At 49.7% G+C, this 22,576-nt stretch carries 15 protein-coding genes; 11 read left to right on the plus strand and 4 right to left on the minus strand.

The window, feature by feature from the left end:
- The first annotated feature begins 4 nt into the window (after window positions 1-4).
- On the plus strand, window positions 5-622 hold the full coding sequence (metW, locus tag BMX44_RS06005) for a methionine biosynthesis protein MetW (RefSeq protein ID WP_090629494.1): 618 nt from the start codon (window positions 5-7) through the stop codon (window positions 620-622).
- 47 nt (window positions 623-669) lie between these two features.
- Here the strand turns inward: metW and BMX44_RS06010 are convergent, their stop codons facing one another.
- Both BMX44_RS06010 and BMX44_RS06015 read right to left on the minus strand, forming a co-directional pair.
- Window positions 670-2,088, minus strand: coding sequence for an AmpG family muropeptide MFS transporter (locus tag BMX44_RS06010; RefSeq protein ID WP_090629497.1), 1,419 nt, complete (start codon window positions 2,086-2,088; stop codon window positions 670-672).
- The gene (locus BMX44_RS06015; protein WP_090629500.1) at window positions 2,088-2,858 is read right to left on the minus strand and encodes an exodeoxyribonuclease III; all 771 of its coding nucleotides are present in this window, start codon (window positions 2,856-2,858) and stop codon (window positions 2,088-2,090) included. Before BMX44_RS06015 ends, BMX44_RS06010 begins: the two co-directional genes overlap by 1 nt.
- 20 nt (window positions 2,859-2,878) lie before the next feature.
- Here BMX44_RS06015 and pyrE point away from each other — a divergent pair, with 20 nt between their 5' ends.
- Window positions 2,879-3,520 (plus strand): orotate phosphoribosyltransferase, encoded by a 642-nt coding sequence (pyrE, locus tag BMX44_RS06020; RefSeq protein WP_090629504.1) that lies wholly within the window; start codon window positions 2,879-2,881, stop codon window positions 3,518-3,520.
- A 408-nt stretch (window positions 3,521-3,928) separates the two neighbouring features.
- Here pyrE and BMX44_RS06025 read toward each other — a convergent pair whose 3' ends face one another.
- Window positions 3,929-7,537: a beta strand repeat-containing protein gene (locus tag BMX44_RS06025; RefSeq protein WP_143056894.1), complete on the minus strand. Its 3,609-nt coding sequence runs from the start codon at window positions 7,535-7,537 to the stop codon at window positions 3,929-3,931.
- Window positions 7,538-8,044: 507 nt separating this feature from the next.
- On the minus strand, window positions 8,045-8,212 hold the full coding sequence (locus BMX44_RS16770; RefSeq protein WP_177167689.1) for a hypothetical protein: 168 nt from the start codon (window positions 8,210-8,212) through the stop codon (window positions 8,045-8,047).
- 87 nt (window positions 8,213-8,299) lie between these two features.
- On the opposite strand from BMX44_RS16770, the gene BMX44_RS06035 reads away from it, so the two are divergent.
- From BMX44_RS06035 to BMX44_RS06075, 9 genes are all read left to right on the plus strand, one after another.
- Window positions 8,300-9,052: an ABC transporter permease gene (locus BMX44_RS06035; protein WP_090629737.1), complete on the plus strand. Its 753-nt coding sequence runs from the start codon at window positions 8,300-8,302 to the stop codon at window positions 9,050-9,052.
- Complete coding sequence (locus tag BMX44_RS06040; RefSeq protein WP_090629517.1) at window positions 9,042-10,361, plus strand: ABC transporter ATP-binding protein; 1,320 nt, start codon at window positions 9,042-9,044, stop codon at window positions 10,359-10,361. The genes BMX44_RS06035 and BMX44_RS06040 overlap by 11 nt, the downstream gene beginning before the upstream one ends.
- Before the next feature lie 8 nt (window positions 10,362-10,369).
- Window positions 10,370-11,353, plus strand: coding sequence for a GNAT family N-acetyltransferase (locus BMX44_RS06045; RefSeq protein ID WP_090629520.1), 984 nt, complete (start codon window positions 10,370-10,372; stop codon window positions 11,351-11,353).
- A 41-nt stretch (window positions 11,354-11,394) separates the two neighbouring features.
- Window positions 11,395-12,447, plus strand: coding sequence for an acyltransferase family protein (locus tag BMX44_RS06050; RefSeq protein ID WP_090629524.1), 1,053 nt, complete (start codon window positions 11,395-11,397; stop codon window positions 12,445-12,447).
- A 204-nt stretch (window positions 12,448-12,651) separates the two neighbouring features.
- A complete protein-coding gene (locus BMX44_RS06055; protein WP_090629528.1) occupies window positions 12,652-13,749 on the plus strand; it encodes a glycosyltransferase family 2 protein in 1,098 nt (365 codons plus the stop codon).
- 35 nt (window positions 13,750-13,784) lie between these two features.
- Complete coding sequence (locus tag BMX44_RS06060) at window positions 13,785-18,392, plus strand: rhamnan synthesis F family protein (RefSeq protein ID WP_143056895.1); 4,608 nt, start codon at window positions 13,785-13,787, stop codon at window positions 18,390-18,392.
- Window positions 18,393-18,560: 168 nt separating this feature from the next.
- Window positions 18,561-20,669, plus strand: coding sequence for a glycosyltransferase (locus BMX44_RS06065; RefSeq protein ID WP_090629537.1), 2,109 nt, complete (start codon window positions 18,561-18,563; stop codon window positions 20,667-20,669).
- Window positions 20,670-20,733: 64 nt separating this feature from the next.
- Complete coding sequence (locus tag BMX44_RS06070; RefSeq protein ID WP_090629540.1) at window positions 20,734-21,678, plus strand: glycosyltransferase family 2 protein; 945 nt, start codon at window positions 20,734-20,736, stop codon at window positions 21,676-21,678.
- Window positions 21,668-22,558 (plus strand): NAD-dependent epimerase/dehydratase family protein, encoded by an 891-nt coding sequence (locus BMX44_RS06075; RefSeq protein ID WP_090629544.1) that lies wholly within the window; start codon window positions 21,668-21,670, stop codon window positions 22,556-22,558. The genes BMX44_RS06070 and BMX44_RS06075 overlap by 11 nt, the downstream gene beginning before the upstream one ends.
- Window positions 22,559-22,576 lie beyond the last annotated feature (18 nt).

Below are 22,576 nucleotides of genomic sequence, written 5' to 3' on the forward strand. Positions count from 1 at the left end.
AATCATGGCTATCAACGAAACAACACTTCCCGCAGCAGTCGCATGGCGGCCTGATTTCGCTGCCATTGCAAACTGGATCAAACCGGGAGCCAAAATTCTCGATCTGGGTTGTGGCGACGGCTCGCTGCTTAAATATTTGCATCAGGAGCGCAATATTTTCGGCTATGGCGTTGAAATTGACGACCAAAATGTCCTGGGCTGTTTACAAAACGGTATTAATGTAATCCAGAACGACCTGGAGTCCGGGCTGTCCAGCTTCGCTAACGATTCATTCGATTATGTTATTCTGTCGCAAACACTGCAGGCCATGAAACATACCGCCGAAATTATTCAGGAAATGCTGCGCGTCGGCAGGGAAGGCATTGTATCGTTCCCGAATTTTGGCTACTGGAAAAACCGTATGCAGGTAATCCGCGGCCATATGCCCGTCTCGGAGTCTCTGCCTTACCGCTGGTATGACACCCCCAACATTCATCTTTGCACGCTAGGCGACTTTGAAGAACTGTGTCACCAGTGCAATGCAAAAATCCTTGAACGCCGCGTCATGAACGGTGACCGCCAGATCGAACTGCTGCCGAATCTGCTTGGCAAGCTGGCGTTTTACCGGTTTGAACGAGGGTGAGCGATCACGAATCGCTTTGTCCAGTTGAACAAAGTCATAGGCCACACTTATGATTTATTCGTCTGCCGGGACACCGGTATTTCCGGTGGCGCTTCCACCTGCGGCTCAAACCGCGCTTTTCCGGCCAGCCTGACCAGCACCAGCACGGGCACACCGAGTAACGCGGTTGTAATAAAAAAAGCCTCGTAACCGAACGCATCGACAAACTGGCCACTGAATCCTGCAACAAATTTAGGCAACAACAGCATAACCGAACTGAACAAGGCATATTGCGTAGCCGAATAAGCAGTATTCGTCAGACCCGAAAGATAGGCGATAAATGCGCTGGAAGCGATACCGGCTGACAGATTATCCGCTGAAATAGTGAACACCAGCCCGCTGACATCATGGCCGCGTCCGGCGAGCCAGACAAACAGCAGATTGGTTACCGCCGACAACACTGCGCCGATAAACAGCGTGCGCATGATCCCGATTCGCGCAATCAGTAACCCGCCCACAGCTGCGCCCAGAATAGTCATCAACACGCCGTAAACTTTTGACACCGTGGCCACTTCATCCTTGGTATACCCCATGTCGACATAAAACGGATTACTCATCACACCCATGACGACATCAGAAATTCGGTACAGCGCAATCAGCGCGAGAATCAGCAGTGCCTGCCTGCCGTGACGCACTATGAAATCCCTGAACGGTGCGATTAAGGCGCCATACAGCCACACCAGCATGCGTGCCAGCCGGATATTAAGATCCCAGCCGGCAATGATTCGCTGTGCGTACTGCTCATTTTCAGACAACAGCGTGTTTACCGGCACGTCCGGTTCCCGGATAATCAAAGTCGTTACGATGCCGACGCTCATACAGCAGGCCATGACCAGATAAGCAAAACGCCAGGGCATATAATCATAACTGGCTGCAGAAGAGTCCACGGCCGCGGCTATCCACAAAACACCGGCGGATGCCAGAATCATCGCCACCCGATAACCGGCCTGATAAGTTGCGGCCATGGCACCCTGCAGCTCCAGCGCAACCGCTTCGATGCGATACGCGTCGAGCGCAATGTCCTGAGTCGCTGACGCAAATGCAACCGCCAATGCAAAAAAAACCATGTGAGACAGATTGACGACAGGATCGGTCAACGCCATTCCGACCAGCGCCAGCATAATAACGCACTGCGACAACAACAGCCAGGCGCGTCGCCGACCCAGCATACGGGACAACAGCGGCAGCGGCATACGGTCAACCAGAGGCGACCACAGCCATTTGAAACTGTAAGCCAGCCCGACCCAGCTCAGGTGACCGATTGTCGTACGGTCAATGCCCGCTTCGCGCAGCCAGAACGACAGGGTGCCGAGTATCAGCAGCAACGGCAGTCCGGCTGAGAAACCCAGCGACAGCATGCCCAGCACACGCGGGCGAGTATAAATACTGAGTGTATCGATCCAGCTTGGTTTTCCGGCGGATTTCATCACAGTGCGTCGTAACGGATAATCAATGGCGCATGGTCCGAGAAGCGGGACTCCTTATATATGTCGGCTTCAATTGCTTTTCCGGCGACAGCAGGCGTGGCGATCTGATAATCGATACGCCAGCCGACATTGTTGGCCCAGGCCTGACCGCGGTTCGACCACCAGGTATACTGATCCGGCGCAGGGTTCAGTCTGCGAAATACATCTACATAACCGATTTCGTCGAAAACGCGCGACAACCATTCCCGTTCTTCGGGCAGAAACCCTGAATTTTTCTTATTGGCGCGCCAGTTTTTCAAATCAATTTCTTTATGCGCAATATTCCAGTCCCCGCACAAAATAATATCGCGTCCGCTATTGATCATTTCCTGCAAAATTGGAAAAAAAGTGTCCAGAAAGAAAAACTTCGAGGCCTGTCGGTGATCGCCGCTCGAGCCGGACGGCAGGTATAGCGAGATAACACTTAAGTTTCCAAAATCGGCCTGCAGATAACGGCCTTCCTGGTCAATCTCCTCAACCCCGATACCTTCGACCACCCTGTCAGGCTCAAAACGGCTATAGATGCCTACGCCGCTATACCCCTTTTTCAGTGCACAATGAAAAAAACCGTGATAACCATCCGGCGCGAGAATATCATCGCTTAAATCCTGTAGCTGCGCCTTGAGCTCCTGTATACAAACAATGTCTGCCGACTGTTGTGGCAGCCATTGATAAAAACCTTTTCTGGCAGCGGCACGCACACCATTAACATTCAGCGTTATAATCTGCATTTTATATACTGTATTGAATTATGTCCGATTTCAGACAAGCATTTATCGAATTCGCTATTGAACGCAAGGTATTATGCTTTGGCGAATATAAAACCAAGGCAGGTCGTCTCTCCCCGTATTTTTTTAATGCCGGCCTGTTTAACGACGGCGACGCCTTGCGCCAGTTGGGGCAATTTTACGCGAAAGCTATCCTTGCTGCTGAAGTACCTTTTGATATGCTGTTCGGACCCGCCTACAAAGGCATTCCACTGGTCAGCGCCATCTCCATCGCTCTTGCCGAGATGGGATATACTTATCCGTACTGTTTTAACCGCAAAGAGATCAAAGATCATGGTGAAGGCGGCGACTTGATCGGCGCGCCGCTCAAAGGCCGTGTCCTGATAGTCGACGATGTCATTTCCGCCGGCACATCGGTACGTGAATCTGTCGACCTGATTTCTATGGCGCGCGCCAAACCCTGCGGTGTAGCCATTGCACTCGACCGCATGGAGCGCGGCACAAACGAATTGTCCGCTGCACAGGAAGTCCGGCAGACGCACGACATTCCGGTCATCAGTATCATCAGTCTAAATGATCTGACCGATTTTCTTCAAACAAACTCCGAATATAGCTGTTATCTGGAACCCATACTGCAGTACCGGCAACGATATGGCATGGCATGAGATGCATTTCTCGATATCGGTACACCGGTTATTGCACACAGACAGACAAGAAACTACTTGCACCCCAGCTTAAGACCAATCCTGGAAAATTTTCCAGGTAGGTATTTGTCGTAACTACAACTTCGGTCGCAGACATACACCTTAATTGTACATACAGGATCATGAAACGTTTTCCTGCTTATGAAACATTACCGCTAATTGTTTTGCTTAACCCGAAGATATCATTCTTTGGCACGCGCTAACGGTTCAGATCCATAACAAAACGGAACTCGGCTACAACTTTCTCGATTTTCAATTTTTTAAGGTAAATGTTTCATATAAAAAAACCGCCCTGATTCTTATCAGGGCGGTTTTTTGTCATATCAGATTTCGGATGGACACACTTACGTGCCCACCTTCTGGATTTACTTAGGCTACGATATCAACATCGGCTGCTACCAGACCCGTACCGCCTACAATCGTTGCTACCAGTACCTGCGCACCTGCACCGTTACCGTCAGCATCGAAATAGATGTTGGTATCAGCAAGATCATCTTCAAAGATGATGCGATCCGTTGGAGCCAGCGCCACTGCACCGGCACCGCCGAACAGGATGTTCGTGCCGTCAACGTTGTTGTCGGTACCCGCGATAAAGCCGATGTCGTCAGCGTCCAGCGTCAGACCAAATTCGCTGACTGACAGTTGAACTCTGTCTTCACCACCGATCACAAAATTGTTAACCGTCAACAGGCCTTGACCAATCTTAATCGTGTCTGTAACAGCAAAGCCTGCATCTAGTGTTACATTTGCCGCTGTTTTACCAGACATGCCTGTTGCATCCAGCGTCAGCCCCATGCCTGCAACTGGCGCAGCGATATCTGCCGCTGCATTCAGACGGACGTTAACTGTCTCAACTTCCAGTGTCGTTGCCGTGTGATAGCTGTCTACCAGTGAATCAATAACAGCGTCGGTCAGTTCGAGATCCAGCGTTTGCGCTACGGCCTGGTCGTTCACACCGGCAATATTACCGATATTGGACAGGCCTTGCATATCGCCAGCCGTAACCGTCGCGGTATTGCGTACTTCCATGATGTCGCCGTTAGCAGCACTGTTGGTGTCGGACAGATTGTCGACCGCGCCACCATCGATGGTGTTGCCACCGTTGATGTTGGCATCGGTGAACATGAAGCGGTCAGCTGTTCTGGTCGCACCTTCTTCACCGTTGTAGGTAAAGTGGTTTTGCGCGTTCAGCGTACGTGCATCAATGGTTACACCCGACTCCGCACCTGTGCCAGCCGTATCGAGCCAGAATGTTCCGGTTGAAACACCAGACTGGTCGTTGTTGGCATCGTTGTCGTTGATGATGTTCAACATGCCGCCACCGTTGGCCTGAATCAGGTCGTTGGTCAATGTCAGGTTGTATGCGTTCTGTCCCAGCAATGTAGAAACCGGAGCAGCACTTGTTCCAATGATCTGCAGGTGTTCGAAATTGCTGACATTGGTCCATTCAGACGCGCCCAGTGAAATACGTACACCGGTACCATCGATCACCAGCGTGTCATCGCCATCGCCTGCATTAACGCTGTCAGAGATGGTCAGGCCTGCACGGGTACCGTTGAGGTTATCAAAGATTACCGTATCGTCACCCGTACCTGTTGAAATATCCTGCGCACCGACCGGAGACGCTGCATTGGTGCCAACACGCAGAATTACATCAGCTGCCGAACCGCTTGCGTCGATGGTCGCCGCACCCAGTCTGACCTGTGTCGCTACGCCGCTGACATCGAAGAAGTGTCCTGCTGTTGCATCAACCGCGGTTCCGTCTGTATCCAGGCCAAGCAGACCTTGCTGAACTTCACCGGTATCGGCCGTAGCGCCAGCGACGTTTGTACCGCCATCACGAACCGCAGTAAGGTCCGCGCCTGCTGTATCAACGTCAAGGTTAAAGAAGTCACCCGCTTCACCACCGGTGATGGTAACCGTGCCGGTATGTGCTGCAAAGCTGGTCAGCTCAACCGAGTTGGACTCGGTATCGTCATCACCCAGTGTTACATTTTCAATCGCTGACGGATTGCTTGGCAATGCTGTCACAATCGAGAAGTTAAAGCGTGGATCGACGTTGGTACCGTCATTCAGCGTAATACCCAGTGTGTCGTCTGAGGTGTCACTCGCAACAGCTGCATTGATAATGGTATTCTGAATCTGGTTGTTCGCTGTGGTTGCGTGATGAACGGTGATACCTGTCGCCTGCGTATCGGTCAGATTTGTCAGCGTGAATGACACTGGCGCATTTGCCAGGTTTTCAAGTACGGCGTCCAGATCGCTACCGGCATCGGTGAATGTTCCGTTAGGTGCGAGTTCCGTGCTGATGTTTCTCAACGATACTGCTGTCACATCCGGCAGATTGTCAAAATCAGCCGCGAGGTTACCAATTGAGCCATCACCAAACATGCTCGCGTTATCGATATTGGCCGCCATGCTGTTCAGGGCAGAACCTGAGTAGAACAGCAATGTGTCGTTGCCGCCGGCGCCACCGTCAATGGTATCGCCTGTTTGAACCACATCGTACAACACAAATGTATCGTCGCCGTTACCACCGGTAACGGTTACATCCTGATCAACACTGGATGTACCGGCCTTGCCGACATCCAGAATGTTATCGAGCACAACGGTGAAGTTACCGTCCAGCGCAGAAGCATCGATTGTCGCGATGCGGCTTCCAGCCTGTGCAATACCTGTACCCGCGACAAACAGATTTTCGACCTCAACCAGGGTATTGTTATTAACGTTGACAGCATTGATTGACGCGCCCAGTGTCAGATCGGTATCACCGGTGATGGTCAGCACGCCGGCTGTGCCGGTATCCATTGGAATATTGAACGTACCGATTGCGTTCGTTGCGCCGGTGCTGTTCAGGGTAATGTTTTCATAACCCTGCGTGCCCACGCCTCTGGCTGCAATACCGGACGTATTTTGACCGATATTCAACGCAGCAACCTGAACGTTATCCACTTCCAAAGACACTGAATTGTCACCAGCCAGTGTACCTGCACTGTAGGAGAATTCTACGATGCCGGCATCGTTTGCGTTGGTGTCTCTAACGGCAAGATTGTTGACTGTTGAATCTTCGATGTTTCCGATCTCGGCAGTATTGACTGCTTGTGATACACGGTTGATATTAACGGACATCAGGCCGTTGGAATCCTGCATATCCAGTGCTGTAACCGCGCCACCACCTGAACCTGTGAATGAGGCATTCAGTGTTTCGAGACCGATAAGTGTCGGGGTAATAATTGTAGCGCCGTTATCGTTTGCGTTACCCAGAGTTGCGGTCAGGCTTGGGTTAGGACCTGCGCCCGTCAGGATGTCCTCATCCTGCAGTGCATTGATACGATCGTTACCACCCGGTGTGAAGACCAGACCGGATACGAAATGATTCGCTGTTGCAATATCGGTCTGATTCGTCAGGGTAAAGCTGTCAGGGATGCCGACACCTGCATTGGCCAGAACCTGATCGATGTCGTCCTGTGAAATAGGGCCGGAACCGTTGATCAGTGGATCATCAAGTACGGCCTGCATGGTCGCCAGATCGGAGCTTGACGCTTCCGCATTGTATGCTGCAGCTACAGCCGCCTTGTTATCCAGCAATTGCGCCGTTTCAGCAAATTCTGCAGGCAGATCCGAACGCATCAGGTAAACGACTGCCTGGTACACCAGCGTGCCTATTTCAGTACCAGCATCAATACCGTCTTCAAAAAAATCAATTGCCTGCGTTGCGGGGCTTCCCTCAACGCCATCCGCCGTCAAACCAAAGTTACCGGCCAGTACGGCAGCCTGTTCTGCTGAAGTGGTTGCAGAACCCATTACACCGTCCGTAAATTCCGTTTTGGTGGTCAGGATATTCAACACTTCAGGAATTGACAAACCATTATCGACAGCATTTTCCAGCTGCGCGTTGATCTCCATTCCTGCAGCAGCGTCAAAAAGCCCTATAACACCTTTCAGAAGTTTAGTTTGGTCTTCACTAGATATAGCCATGGGAGCTCCCTTGTTAAAAAAATTAAAAAACATTATTTACTTCAATATAGATAGTAAATCACTTGCAAGCTTTTCACTTATCTTTTAAATCCATCATTCAGACCTCGGATTTATATCAGCAATATTGCCTCTCTGTTAATTAGCTGCCTGTTAAAGCTTTGTAACAATTCTGTAATATGAGATTACTATATAGCCAATATTAACCCATAAGCCGAGTCAAGCTGAATTCTGCACAAAACCGGCCTAGTTTGCAAGTAAAATACCCTAGTCGCCATTTTTAGTTGTTGCATCTTTACAACAACCTGACAATCTGTAACTGATTATCTTTTGACAGGTCGATCAAATTAGAAAGCGGTTTATATTTCAAAACTAATTATCTGATTACACGCCACAACACTGAACAAGCCACAGCGATCATTGAATCCAGCCGTCACACAACACACCGAAATAATGATTATTTTGCCCGCCACACACGTTACGAAAAATGTGATTATTATCCCAAAACAATTACAAACCCATGATATTTAGAATCATTATTAAACTTACTGTTACGCCGGCAGCTGGCAGCATTGATATGACGCCAGCATTCAGCAGTTGCTTGACATAATACCGCAATAACAAACCTGCGAAGCCCGGTTTCAAATCTGCGATAATTGTTTTTTTCAATTCAACCATTTTATATATCTCTTGCATCCCGGAAGAAAAATCACAATTCTTGATATATTTTTATGCCTGACACAGCATTATCAACTGGCACTGCAAATGATCAGGCGCGAAATAATCAGCCGTTACCGCGGCTCGATCCTCGGCCTGCTCTGGTCTTTTGTCACGCCATTACTAATGCTGGCCATTTACACATTTGTCTTTAGCGTGGTATTCAATGCCCGGCTGGAACTTGCGGATGGCACAGACAACAGATTCGAATTTGCCATGGTCCTGTTTGCCGGCCTGATCATATTCAATTTATTTTCCGAATGCATGACTCGCGCACCCGCACTGATTCTGAACAATGTCAATTATGTCAAACGAATCATTTTTCCGCTGGAAATTCTCCCCTGGATTACCCTGGGCGCAGCGCTTTTTCACACCTGTATCAGTTTTCTGGTCCTGTTTGCGTTTTTATTATGTATCGGTCAACCCCTGTTCTGGACGGCCCTGCTGCTGCCTGTTGTCATACTCCCTTTCATACTGCTGACAATGGGGCTGTCCTGGTTCCTTGCATCTATCGGCGTTTTTGTCCGCGACATTAGCCAATTCATCGGTCTTGTCCTGACCATGCTGTTATTTATGAGTCCTATTTTTTATCCTGCCTCCGCCCTGCCGGAATCGGTCCGCACCTATTTGTTCCTGAATCCGCTGACATTTATCATAGAACAGACACGCGCGGTTGTTCTGTTCGGACAATTACCGGACTGGACGGGCATGGCCGTTTATTATGCAGTCGGTTTTCTGGTTGCGTGGAGCGGCCTGGCATGGTTTCAGAAAACCCGCAAAGGTTTTGGCGATGTCTTGTGATACCGGTTTAGAAGCTGCATCCGGCCCGGCAGCTTCACAAAAAAATTTCGCAACAGCGATACAGGCAACGGGCCTCTCCAAATGTTATCAGCTGTACAACAACCCTCGCGACCGGCTCAAACAGTTTTTGTGGCGCGGCCGACGGCAGTACTATCGTGAATTGTGGGCGCTGCATGATATCGACCTGACAGTGTCTCACGGCGAGGTTGTCGGTATTGTGGGCCAGAACGGCTCCGGCAAATCCACATTGCTGCAGCTGGTCTGTGGCACACTCACGCCAACCAGTGGAAAAATCAGTGTTGAAGGCCGCGTTGCGGCTTTGCTTGAACTCGGCGCCGGGTTCAACCCGGAATTTACCGGGCGTGAGAACATTTACATGAATGCAGCCATTCTGGGCCTGAGCCAGTCGGAGATAGAAGACCGTATCGACCGTATTATCGATTTTTCAGGCATCCACGATTTTATCGACCAGCCTGTCAAAACGTATTCCAGCGGCATGTTTGTGCGCCTGGCTTTTTCAGTTGCAATCAATGTAGATCCTGAAATTCTGGTCATTGACGAAGCCTTATCTGTCGGAGACGGTGCGTTTTCACGCAAATCCTTCAACCGCATCATGGAATTGCGCGACGCCGGCAAAACCATTTTGTTCTGTTCGCATTCCATGTTTCAGGTCGAATCATTGTGTTCTCGCGCCATCTGGATTGATCAGGGCAAAATGATGGCGGATGATGAAGCAGCCAGGGTTGTTGCTGATTACCAGGCATTTCTGGACAAAAGCGCGGCAACCCAGAACGGCGGAACCGTCACAATAACACCGCCTGCCGGGAAAACGCCTTCACCGGCAGAATCCGTTCAGTTTTCTCCCGGGCGCGCCCGCCTCAATACAGTCAGAATACTGGCTGACGGCCAGGATTACAAAAACGCGCCCATCGTCAGCGGCCAGTCCACGCTGTCGGTTCAAATCACATTTTTATCGGACCCTGGGCTACCATGCCCGAACATCGCCGTCACCATCCACAGTATGGATGCGCGTACCATCACCAGCGCAGCAACCTGGGAGGACCATATCACACCGGCCCGCCAGCAGGATGGCACCGGCGGCATCTGTCTGACGATTGATCAGTTGCCCCTGCTGAAAGGCGAATATTTTGTCAGCGTACATTTATTGTGCGAGCGCGGCATTCATATTTATGAGTCCGCAAAAGCCATTGCAACTTTTCAGGTTGACCAGGAAGGCCGTTTGCAGGGTTACTTCAGACTGGCCCACCGCTGGGAAAAAGACACGCATTTCCCACACGACAACCCTTGACAGATTTCATGGAAATACTGACAGACGATCAGCGCAAAAAAAAATGGCAGTGCCGCTGGGCTGCGCAGCAGGACCAGGACGCACTGCTCGCACTGTTCAAATCCGCATTTGGCCGCCCCATGCCGGACGGGCTCTGGCAATGGAAATATGCCTGGCAAAACAAACCCGGCATGCTGGCTTATACCGAAGACGGAATCATTGCCTATTATGGTGGCATGCCCCGTACATTCTGTCTCAATGACAAAGTTATCAAGGCGGTGCAAATCTGCGATGTCATGGTGGCACCACAAATGCGCGGCATTCTGACACGCAGAGGTCCGTTTATGCAGACTGCCGATACTTTTCTGAGCGAGCAGGCGGGCACAGACAAGCCTTTTCGTTTTGCGTTCGGTTTTCCTTCGCACCGGCATGCCAAGCTGGGCGAAAAAACCGGATGGTACACACGCTCAGATACGTTTCTTGAAACCACCTGGCCAGCCAAGCGCGTTCGGCCCTATTTATCCGCATGGTTCAAAACCAGACCGCTGAGTCCGCATGATTCAGCCACGGTGAATGCGCTCTGGCACATCATGCAATCAACACTTCCGGACTGTCTGATACCCCGGAAAGATGCCGCTTTTTTCAACTGGCGTTACTACCGGCACCCGAGCCACACCTATATGACCTATGTCGTTTCGAAACGATGGAAAAGCAAACCAGTGGGCATTTTTACACTACGCGACCATGGCGCCGGTTCCGATATGGAGCTCATGGACCTGCTTGGGCCGCCTGATATACTGCCAATCCTGCTGAGCACTGCGCTGCGTATCACTAAAGTCGCTGGCCGAAAGCGGTTATTCAGCTGGATGACTCCAGCAGTTTTGCAACAGCTGCCGGTACCCGAAACCGCACAGGAAATATCCGGCGTATATGTGACGCCCGATTACAAGCGAAAGATTGAAGAACAGCGTCTGCACTGGTGGCTGATGTGCGGGGACACTGATTTTCATTAGCAGAACCTGACTAACGGCTCGAAAATCTCGATACTTGCTTTATGAATGACTTCCACCCAACCCGGGGAATCAATATATCGATCGAACTGTTACGAGGCGTCGCCGCCGTTATGGTCATGCTGTGTCATTATGCCGTGATACTCCAGGGGACTGAACGTGGCTGGTTGAATTTTTTCTATACCGGCGTCGATTTTTTTTTCGTCATCAGCGGATTTGTTTTTGCTCCAACACTGCTTGCGCCAGCCCGGGAAAATGCGGCTGCATTTGCTATCAGGCGCGTTTTCAGAATCTATCCGCTGTTTCTGGCTGCGATTGTTTTTTACGCCCTATTACCCCATAAAACCTGGGACAACAGCATTATTCTGCAGCACGCCCTGTTTCTTCATACCACTGTTTCCAAAGAAATTGCTTTTTATTACAACCCTGCATTCTGGTCTCTCCCTGTAGAAATGGAATTCTATATGCTTATCGCTTTATGTGTGTTGCTCAGAATACGCAGCACAGCATTTATCATGCTTTTCCTGTTTGGGTTTTCGCTTCTGGCCGGGCTCATGGCACATCAATTTCTGCCGGCCGATTCGCACACACAACTGGTACTATCCCATCATTTGCCGACTATTCTTCCAGAGTTCCTGCTGGGGACACTGGCATATCAAATAAGTAGAAAGTGCGCCCGGTTGCCGGGTCTGGTTCTTGGTGTCGCAGGCCTGGTCCTGCTATTCATGCTTGGACAGGGTTTTGTTACGCACGGCGACACTATGTCTGATCTGACCTACGGTCAGTTTAATCTGTTATGCGCACTGGGTTATCAATTGATACTCATCGCGGCCGTCGTGCTGTTCAGCCCGGCCCGCGCCGACGCGCCTCTCTCACAGCTGGCAAGCGCTCTGGGAAATCTCAGTTACGGTATTTATTTGTTCCACAATGCAATACCCCCTTTACTGAATCATTTTTTTCAACTTGACGGCATGCTTTTGTTTACAGGTTCCATCCTGGGTACTCTTTGTATTGCCGCTGTCATGTACAATACACTGGAAAATCCCGCACGCAACTATGGCAGACACTTTGCCCGGCAACTCTACAGACCCGAATGACCCGATTCACGCAAACAGCACGAAGACAGCAGACAGCGGCTCATCCATCGGCTCGTTCTTTAACAACGCTCCGCTTGCCGGATATATATTCTGGAAGTTATATTGCAACTGCCAGCACACACAATCGCACATCATTGCACATGATTGCGATTGTCAGTTATTTAAGGCTGCTACTGTTCAACCACTTACTGCCCGGGCTTAACTATGATTTCGGTCATTCTCGTCAACTACCACGCTTCACGTCTCGCGACTAAAGCTGTTGCTTCCGTCATCGATCAGGTGAATATCGAAAAACCCGAGATAATCGTGATTGACAACAGCACGAGTGAATCTGAGCATGTTTTCATGCGCTCACATCTGCCTGACGAAGTCACTTATGTCATCAACCAGCACAACACCGGTTTTGCCCAGGCCTGCAATCAGGCCTATAGCCGTTCCAGCGGCAAATTCATACTGCTGCTGAACCCGGATGCACGGCTGTTGCCAGACGCTTTATCACGACTCTCGGATTGCCTTACAAAACATTCGGACGCAGGCGCTGTCGGCCCACGTGTTTATTGGGACGACGATTGCCGCTTTTTTATGCCTCCCAGCACATTCCCATCCATCACAGGTTTTTATAAAGAAGCCGTGTCCAGACTGCATCCATATCTGGCCAGCTATCCATCACTCGATTTCCGCAAAAAAGCGCTGCAGTCCTGGACCTGCACTGCACCGATAACCGTGGAAGCATTATCCGGCGGTCATGTACTGCTTCGCCGGGATGCGATCGAACAATGCGGCGGCCTGTTTGACGAGCGTTTTTTTATGTACTGGGAGGACAGCGATCTGATGCATCGATTGAAAAAAACAGGCTATCGCCTGTATATGGAACCAACAGCGGGCTGCCTGCACTATTACGAACATACCAGCACAAAAGATGAACTGATCGCACGGGGATGGCCTGCTTATCTGGACAAGAATCTTGCCCATACAACAGGTTTCCAGATCGCCAACTGGCTCAATCAGCGATTGCCCCCTGCAGCAGTACCTGACATTGAACCGCTTTCATGCCACGATGAGAAACTGAGTTTTCCCGTTCCGACGGAATTATGTAACGCCTGGCTTCTGGAACTGGGAACAAGGCCGCAGTTCATACCGGCTATCGGTTTGTTTGGCAACGGCCCTGCGGCGGAAGTCAGCACGGCATTATTCAAAAGGCTGCGCGATAAAACCTACTATGCACGTTTATCCGCACCCAATCCCAGGCCGGATTTGGTATATTATTGGCAGTGGCAGGGCCATTCGCCAGACACGCACTAAAAATAACAAACCACCGTATCTTCTCAACTAGTTCATTGGAAAATTTACTTATTCCCTTCCAGGCCGTCAGAAATATTTCCGGTAATCGCATTTTGGTTTTGGCACCTCACCCCGATGACGAAGTGTTTGGCTGCGGCGGCGCCATTTTGCGACATATCGAACGGCATGACTCCATACAGGTCATTATCGTCACGAATGGTGCCCACGGCGTCGATGATGCCGACAAATCCAGCTATATTCATCAGCGTCAGCAGGAAAGCCTGGCTGCAGCAGCCATTCTGGGCTATGGCAGCCCCGTTTTCTGGCATTATCAGGACCGCGAACTCTGTTATGGTGAAAAACTGGTCACCGATATTCTTGCTGCCATCCAGCAGGCTGATGCTGAGCTGATATACGCACCGTCTGTTTATGAAATCCATCCGGATCATCGCGCACTGAGTATGGCTGCGATTGAAGCGGTACGTCGATCCGACCACCCGGCACACCTGGCCATGTACGAAATCGGTCAGCCGGTGCGACCCAACCTGTTACTTGATATCAGCGATCTGGCTGACCGCAAAATGGAAGCCATGCGCTGTTTCGCATCACAACTGGCCAAACAGCGCTACGACCTGGATATTGCTGCACTTAACCGTTACCGGACCTACACGTTGGCGGCCGAAGTAACGGCAGCGGAAGCCTACATTCTGACCGGCACTGCAGAGCTGGCCAGTGACCCGCTCGACCTGTTCCAATCCGAACATACCCGGCAACAAAAATCGGGGCTGGCCATTGATACTGAAGACCTGCCGCTTGTCAGCGTGATCGTACGCAGCATGGACCGGTCCACGCTGGCAGATACACTGGATTCGGTTGCACTGCAAACTTACCCCAATATCGAGGTTGTCATTGTCAACGCCAAAGGGACCGACCACAAAAAACTGGATCCATGGTGCGGGCGTTTTCCATTACGGATGACAATCAATGACGAACCACTTCACCGCAGCCGGGCCGCCAACCTGGGGCTGCAAACAGCAAAGGGAAAATACCTGATATTTCTGGACGATGATGACTTTTTCTATCCTGAACACGTCAACAATCTGGTTATCGCATTACAAAACCGGCGGAATGCCCGGTGCGCATACGCTGGAGTGCGTGTCGAACACTATACCGGCGCTGTGCTTGATCAGGTTACCGAATTCAATGAACCCTACAATCATCACAGGCTTTTAAGCAGAAATTTTTTGCCGATTCATGCCGTGTTGTTTGACAAGTCACTTGTTGATTCCGATCATTGCATGTTTGATGAAAGCCTGGATGTTTTTGAAGACTGGGACTTCTGGATTCAGATCTCACTCTGTTGTGAAATCGTGCATATCGACAAAATCAGCGCCGTTTATCGTAATTACGGCGATTCGGGCCTGGGGCGCGGCCTGGATAAGATTTTTCTGCGAAAAACACGCAGCAGGGTCTATGAAAAATGGAAATCCCGGTTTTCCGGAGAACAACTGGAGGATATGGTTCTTTACTGGGAAGACAAAACCGAATCGTTGACGACGCAGCTCGCTGCCAGCACAACCCGGGTTCACACGTTACAGACTCGTGTCGACCATTTGGAGAATGAAAAACAATCCAATACTCAGTTCATTCAATTACTGCAAAACTCGATTCATTCACTGCAATCGCATAATAAACACTTGACCGGTGTTATTGCCAGCTTCACACAATCTACTTCCTGGAAAATCACGGCACCTTTGAGATTTATATCGCGTATCGTTCACGGTCAATACCGCGAAGCGTGGAATGGTTTGCGCAACAGAATGCTGCCGTTCGCAAAAAAAATATACAGAATCCTGCCTGCTCGATTGCGGCAGCGCGTTGTGACAATCGTTTACCGTTTTGCAGGTCCCCTGTTTGCCGGCACCGAGCACTATGAGCTATGGTGCATCGAGCAGCAATATGCCAAAAACCCGATGCCGATTCATGAAAATACAGCGCTGACCGGCTTGACTGACATATCTGAAATTGAACCGCTGGCGGAATTACCTTCCGGACGTATTGCGATCCACGCGCATATATTTTATGCAGACCTGGCCAATGAATTTGCCATGCTCTTGAAAAATATGCCTTACCCCTATGATCTGTTCGTTTCGACTGCCAATGAAACAGACAGGGACACATGCCAGCAGGCTTTTTTACGTTTGCCACAACTCAAACAACTGGTTATCACCGTAGTACCAAATCGCGGACGCGATATCGCGCCTTTTTTCTGTACATTTGGCCAAAGACTGCAGCAATATGACTATATTGCCCATATTCACAGCAAAAAATCACTGTATAGCGACGGCAAAGCCGATGGCTGGCGCGAATACCTGCTCAATCATCTACTGGGTAGTCCACTACAGATTCGGAAGATTTTTTCATTGTTGACAGGAGATCAAAACGCCGGTCTGATCTATCCGCAGAATTTCACTGCCCTGCCGCATTGGGCAAATACCTGGCTCTCCAACAAAACCATTGGATACCGGTTATGCCGGAAACTCGGCATCGCGCCAATTCCTTCCGGCTATTTCGATTTCCCGGCAGGCTCTATGTTCTGGGCACAGTCCAAAGCAATTCAACCCTTATTCAATGCAGGCTTCAACATTGAGGATTTTCCAGAAGAAGCCGGCCAGAACGATGCCACGCTTGCACACAGCATCGAGCGCGTTTTTGCCCTGACAACCCGGCAATCCGGATTTAGCACCATCATTCTGCAGGACAAGCAATCACAGAGCTGGTCGCGCTGGCGCATTGACCGTTACATGTTGTATCAACAGGAAATCATCGAAACCACACTGCGGCATCCCGATGTACGCGTGGTGGTTTTCGATATCTTTGATACTTTAGTGACACGTCCGTTATTAAATCCGGAAGACATCAAAAAAATTATTGCTCAAAATGCGTCAGGTGATGTGGCTGAACGTTATCTTGAGTTTCGCGCCATGGCTGAAAACCAGGCGCGTCAGGGTGCGGAACGCGATGTTGGCCTGGATGCCATTTACAGGGAAATGTCGGTTTTGACGGGCCTTTCTGCGGATGTAGTTGGGCAACTACGCACACTTGAAGAAACTATCGAGTCCTCTGTGGTATCACCACGCCCGGAAGCAATTGCCTTGTTTCAGCTTGCCAAAAACATCGGCAAGCGCGTGATTCTTGCCAGCGACATGTATTTGCCCAAACCGATTATCGAAAGCCTGCTGGCACAATGCGGCATCAGTGGATGGCACGCTTTTTACCTGTCGTCCGAGAGTGGATTACGAAAGGATACAGGCGGTTTTTACCAGCGGCTGCTGGCGGACGAGAATGTGTCTCCACACGAGATCCTGATCATTGGCGACAACGAGCAATCCGATGTGCAAAAACCCGGTGACTTTAAATTCAGAGTTACGCATGTGATGCGACCTGTCGAACTCGCACGCGCGACGCCACGCTTTGAACCGTTTATTGAAAACGCCTGCAATCTGGACTCCCGGGACGATCTGAATACGCAGTTAACTCTGGGAACAATCGTTCAGGCAAATTTTCAGCCTTTGTTTTATCCAGATTTCGACCCGGCCGAGTTCGTCCCTGCGACACCCTGGTCGATCGGATTCACAATCGCCGGTCCGCTGATACTGTCCTTTGTGCAGTGGCTGGCCAAAAAAGCCGCGGACGACGCAATGCAACGCCTGTATTTTGTCGCACGTGAAGGCCAGATACTCAAAATAGCTTATGATTTGTGGACATCCGATGACGGACATGCGGTCCCATCTGAATATCTCGTGCTCTCGCGCCGGGCCATTACCGTGCCGATGATTACTAACCTAGAGGACATTTATAAAATTGCCTGCACAGACTATGCACCCAATCGCATGCCGGATTTCATTTTTGAGCGGTATGGCATCGTTCTGTCAGATGAAGAATGCGAAACACTCGCAAAGCGCAGACTATGGCCAAATAAAAAAAAGGTTTTCGTGGAAAATGAAAATATCGATCATTTGAAACCGCTGTTGCAGGCCCTCGAGAAACGCATCCTTGAGCAGGCCATGCAGGAACGGCCTGCACTACTGGCTTATCTGCAGAACACGGGCCTGAATGCGGACAATCAGAACGCCATTGTCGACGTTGGTTATGCAGCAACAACTCAGGGATACTTAAACCGGCTGTTACAACAAAAAGTTCACGGTTATTACCTGATCACACTAGACACAGCCGAAAAGGTTGCCGCGACACATCAGGTCATCACGCAGGGTTATTATTATCATTTCACCAAACCAAGCACGACCGAACCGGTCCTCTACAGAAAAAGTTTTACCCTGGAAAAAGTTTTTAGTGCGGATGATGCGCAGGTTGTCCGTTACCGGACATCGGAATCCGGTGAAACTGTCCCCGAGTTTCGCCTGCTATCGGAAGAAGAGCGGCAATCTGCAACGACTCGCGCCGAAATCCGGCGCGGCATACTCGAGTTTATTCAACAATCGATTAAAATCCGAAACAATTTAGTGAACGATTTTGCAGTTCCTGCGCCCCTGGCGGAAGCGCTGTTTTTACAGTTCATCGAGAACCCTTCCGAATCCGAACTTGGTCTGCTGCGTTCAATTGTACTGGACGATTTTTACTATGGCCACGGCCTTGTGCGTTGATAATCAATCATCACAAAAGACATGATAAAATAACCACAAATCATTTATTTCTCAGTATAAATGTACAAGAATTCAGTGCATTTCAATTATAATGATCCGCTGACTAACCGCAGTTCCAGACAGTCGAACAGTTTTTGTACGTCTTAACCCATACAATAGAAACGTCCAGTGATACATTTACTCAAGTATTTTCCGGTCGCACTCAGTATTCTGAAAACACAAGGTCTAAATGCGCTGCTCAGGCGTATAGCCAAAAAACTGTTTTCGCCATCGCAAACAAAACACATACCGGAAATTCGTTATTCCGTTGCACGCCAGCATCATCACCTTTGTTTTCAGGAAAACTCCGATCCGGAGATATCCATTATTATCCCGGTTTACAACAAGTCCCTGTACACGTTTACCTGCCTTGAATCAATCCATGAAAACAGCGGCGGCAATTTATATGAGGTTATCGTTGTAGATGACGCCTCCAGCGATGACACATCCCAGATGCTCAACAATATCACCGGAATTACAGTGATCCGCAATGCCGACAACAAGGGTTTTATTCGCTCAAGCAATACAGGTATTCAAGCGGCAAAAGGCCGGTATATCGTGCTGTTAAATAATGACACGATCGTAACGAAAGGCTGGCTGGACGCATTAACACATACATTCAGACGCTTTCCGGACGCTGGAATGGCCGGCGCCAAGCTCATTTATCCCGATGGCAGGCTACAGGAAGCAGGCGGCGTTGTCTGGCAGGATGCCTCCGCCTGGAACTATGGACGCTACGACAATCCCGACAAACCCGAATATTCCTATTGCAGAGCGGTCGACTACTGCTCAGGAGCATGCCTGATGATACGGCGACAGGACCTGATTGATCTCGGCCCTTTTGACGAATATTATGCGCCTGCTTACTACGAGGACACCGATCTTGCGTTTCGCGTCAGAAAAGCCGGAAAAAAAGTCTACTATCAGCCCGGCGCACTGGTTGTTCATTTTGAAGGCGTTTCTTCCGGCACCGATGTTTCAAAGGGAACCAAGCAATATCAGGTGGTTAATCACAAAAAATTCTTTAACCGTTGGAAGGATACGCTCAAATTTCACCGCTCGAACGGTGACAACCCACAGTTCGAAAAAGAGCGCAGCGTTAAAAAGCGGGTACTCATTATCGACGCACTTGTTCTCAAGCCTGATAACGATTCCGGTTCATTACGCATGTTCAATCTGCTGGGAATTTTCCAGAATTTAGGATACAAGGTGAGTTTTATTGCCGCAAACGAACTCACTTATCACGATATCTATACCCGGCAGATGCAAATGAACGGCGTTGAGTGCTTTTATCGGCCTTACCTTGAGTCTGTATCCGACCACCTCAAATCCCATGGTCATCTTTACGATGTGGTTTTACTCAGCCGGGTCAATATCGCGGAAAAACATATCGACGCTGCTCGAACATACTGCATGAATGCGATGATATTGTTTGATACTGTGGATCTTCATTTTTTACGTGAACAGCGGCAAGCTGAACTCAATCAGGACAAGCTGCTGCTGGCCACGGCCAGAATGCGTAAGCAACAGGAGCTGACAACGGCGCGCAAAGCGGACAGGACATTACTGGTCAGTCCGGTGGAAATCGAATTATTCAAGCAGGTTGCGCCTGACGTTCCGGTAGCGCTATTATCGAATATTCATCAGAATCAGGACACGGCTATCGGTTATCAGGAAAGAAAAGACATTCTGTTTATCGGTGGCTTCGAGCACCTGCCAAACGTAGATGCAATGGAGTTTTTTATAAACGAGGTTTTTCCGGTGCTTCACACATTAAAACCTGACATCAGACTGCTAATCGTCGGTTCTCATCTACCCGATAAAATTGCATCCTACGCATCCTCTCATATCATAATAAAAGGCTTTGTACCCGATATCAAACCTGTTTTTGATCGCGTCCGGCTGTCTATCGCACCACTTCGATACGGCGCCGGCGTTAAAGGCAAGATTAATACCAGTATGACCTACGGGGTACCGGTTGTTGCTACAAGTGTGGCCGCAGAAGGTATGAAACTCGAGCACGACAACGATATTCTGATCGCTGACAAGCCTGAAGAATTTGCCAGACAAATTATCCGGGCATACGATGATGAGCTGCTGTGGACGAATCTATCCAATTCCGGTAAAGCCAATATAGAAAAACACTTCTCATTTTCCGTCGCTGAACGTCAGCTCAATGAAATTCTAGCGGACCACCAGCTTCCCCGAGAAACTGTCGATCAGGCGGTAAATGCGTAAGAATACTGCTACGATCAATTCACCGTACTATTTTCACTGCCGCAACGTATAACCTTTTTTGCAAGTGACCGCACAGCATACCAATCCAGCCAATCATGACAATTCAGGAAGACTCCCGGTATCGGTTGTCATTGTCAACTATAACGCAGGCACGCTGCTGGCGGAATGTATTGCGATAATACTCAATTCAGTCGACTCGATTATTATCGTTGACAACGCATCAACCGATTCAAGCCTATCGACACTGACCACCCGGTTCCGCAATGAACCGCGACTCAATATAATACGCAACAACGCCAATTTGGGGTTTTCCGCTGGTTGCAATATTGGCCTGGACGCGTCTGATGAACCCTATGTTCTGTTTCTGAATCCAGACTGCAAACTTGAACAACGGTCGTTAATCCGTATGTTGCGGGTGCTCCAATCCGACCCGGAAATCGGCATGGTCGGTGGATATCTGGTCAATCCGGACGGAACTGAACAGGGCGGCGGACGCCGTAGAATACCCACGCCATGGCGTGCTTTTGTACGTGCCTCCGGCCTGTATCACCTAAGCACGCGCTGGCCCGGATTGTTCCCCGATTTTCACTTGCACAAGCAACCGCTTCCTGACAGCCCCGTTGCAGTGGAAGCCATCTCAGGTGCGGCGATGCTGGTGCGGCGCCATGCCATTCAGTCAGTTGGCAAATGGGACGAACGCTATTTTTTACATTGCGAGGATCTGGACTGGTGTATGCGATTCAGGCAACGTGGCTGGAAAATCATATTTGTTCCGGATGCAAGGATCGTTCACTATCAGGGCACATGCAGTCGATCGCGACCTTTTTTTGTTGCCTGGCACAAACATAAAGGCATGGTCTATTTTTACAGAAAATTTTTTGGACAGCAGTATCCCGGCATTTTAATGGGCCTGGTCGCCACTGGCGTCTGGCTGCGTTTCTCAATGACGGTGCTGTACTACCTTTTTTACAATTTTACAAAATTACTTAGGCTCAAACATGGATCATAAGCATGTTGGCCTACTTGGCGCCACTGGCCTTGTTGGCGCATGCATTCTGCAGCAGCTTGTCTCTGATCAATGGCGGATTTCGGCTTTTACCCGCAAACCGGTACCGCCTGAACGCGCGATAGGCCAAATACACTGGCAACAATTGAACGCTGCGCATACACTTCACGATCAATCCAGAAAAGGCCCGTCCTTGTGGATCTGCGCAGCGCCGATCTGGACATTGCCGGAGCATTTTTCATTGCTATGCGCGCTTGGAGCCCAAAGAATCGTGGTACTCTCCTCAACGAGCCGTTTGAGTAAAATAAATTCGAGCAGCGCATACGAACAGGCCATCGCTCAGCGGCTCGCCGATGCCGAGCAGGCATTCAGGCGCTGGGCTGATGAACAGCACATTGAATGGATTATTCTGCGGCCGACGTTGATATACGGAATGGGCAGCGACAAAAATATTTCCGTCATAGCCCGGTTTATTCTTCGCTATCGCTTCTTTCCACTATTAGGCGCTGCAATTGGCCTAAGGCAGCCTATTCATGTAAAGGATGTATCGACAGCATGTATACTTGCACTTAATACTTTAAATATCAAAAATCGTACATATAATCTGACTGGTGGTGAAACATTGACATACCGGGAAATGATCAGGCGAATTTTTTCAGCACTGACTATTACACCCCGTTTCATCGAAATACCCCGCTGGCTGTTTCAATTAACCATATCCGTGCTGAACTGGCTGCCGCAATACCGGCACTGGACCCCGGCAATGGCGGATCGCATGAATCGGGATCTGGTATTTGACAGCATTAAGATACAACAGGATCTTCAATTCCGGCCCGGCCCGTTTATCCTGTCAGAAGAAGATATGCCATCGAAACAAAACTGATTCCAAAATAAGCAGTCA

Origin of the sequence: Nitrosomonas marina, assembly GCF_900110145.1 — a bacterium.
GTDB classification, from domain to species: Bacteria; Pseudomonadota; Gammaproteobacteria; order Burkholderiales; family Nitrosomonadaceae; genus Nitrosomonas; species Nitrosomonas marina.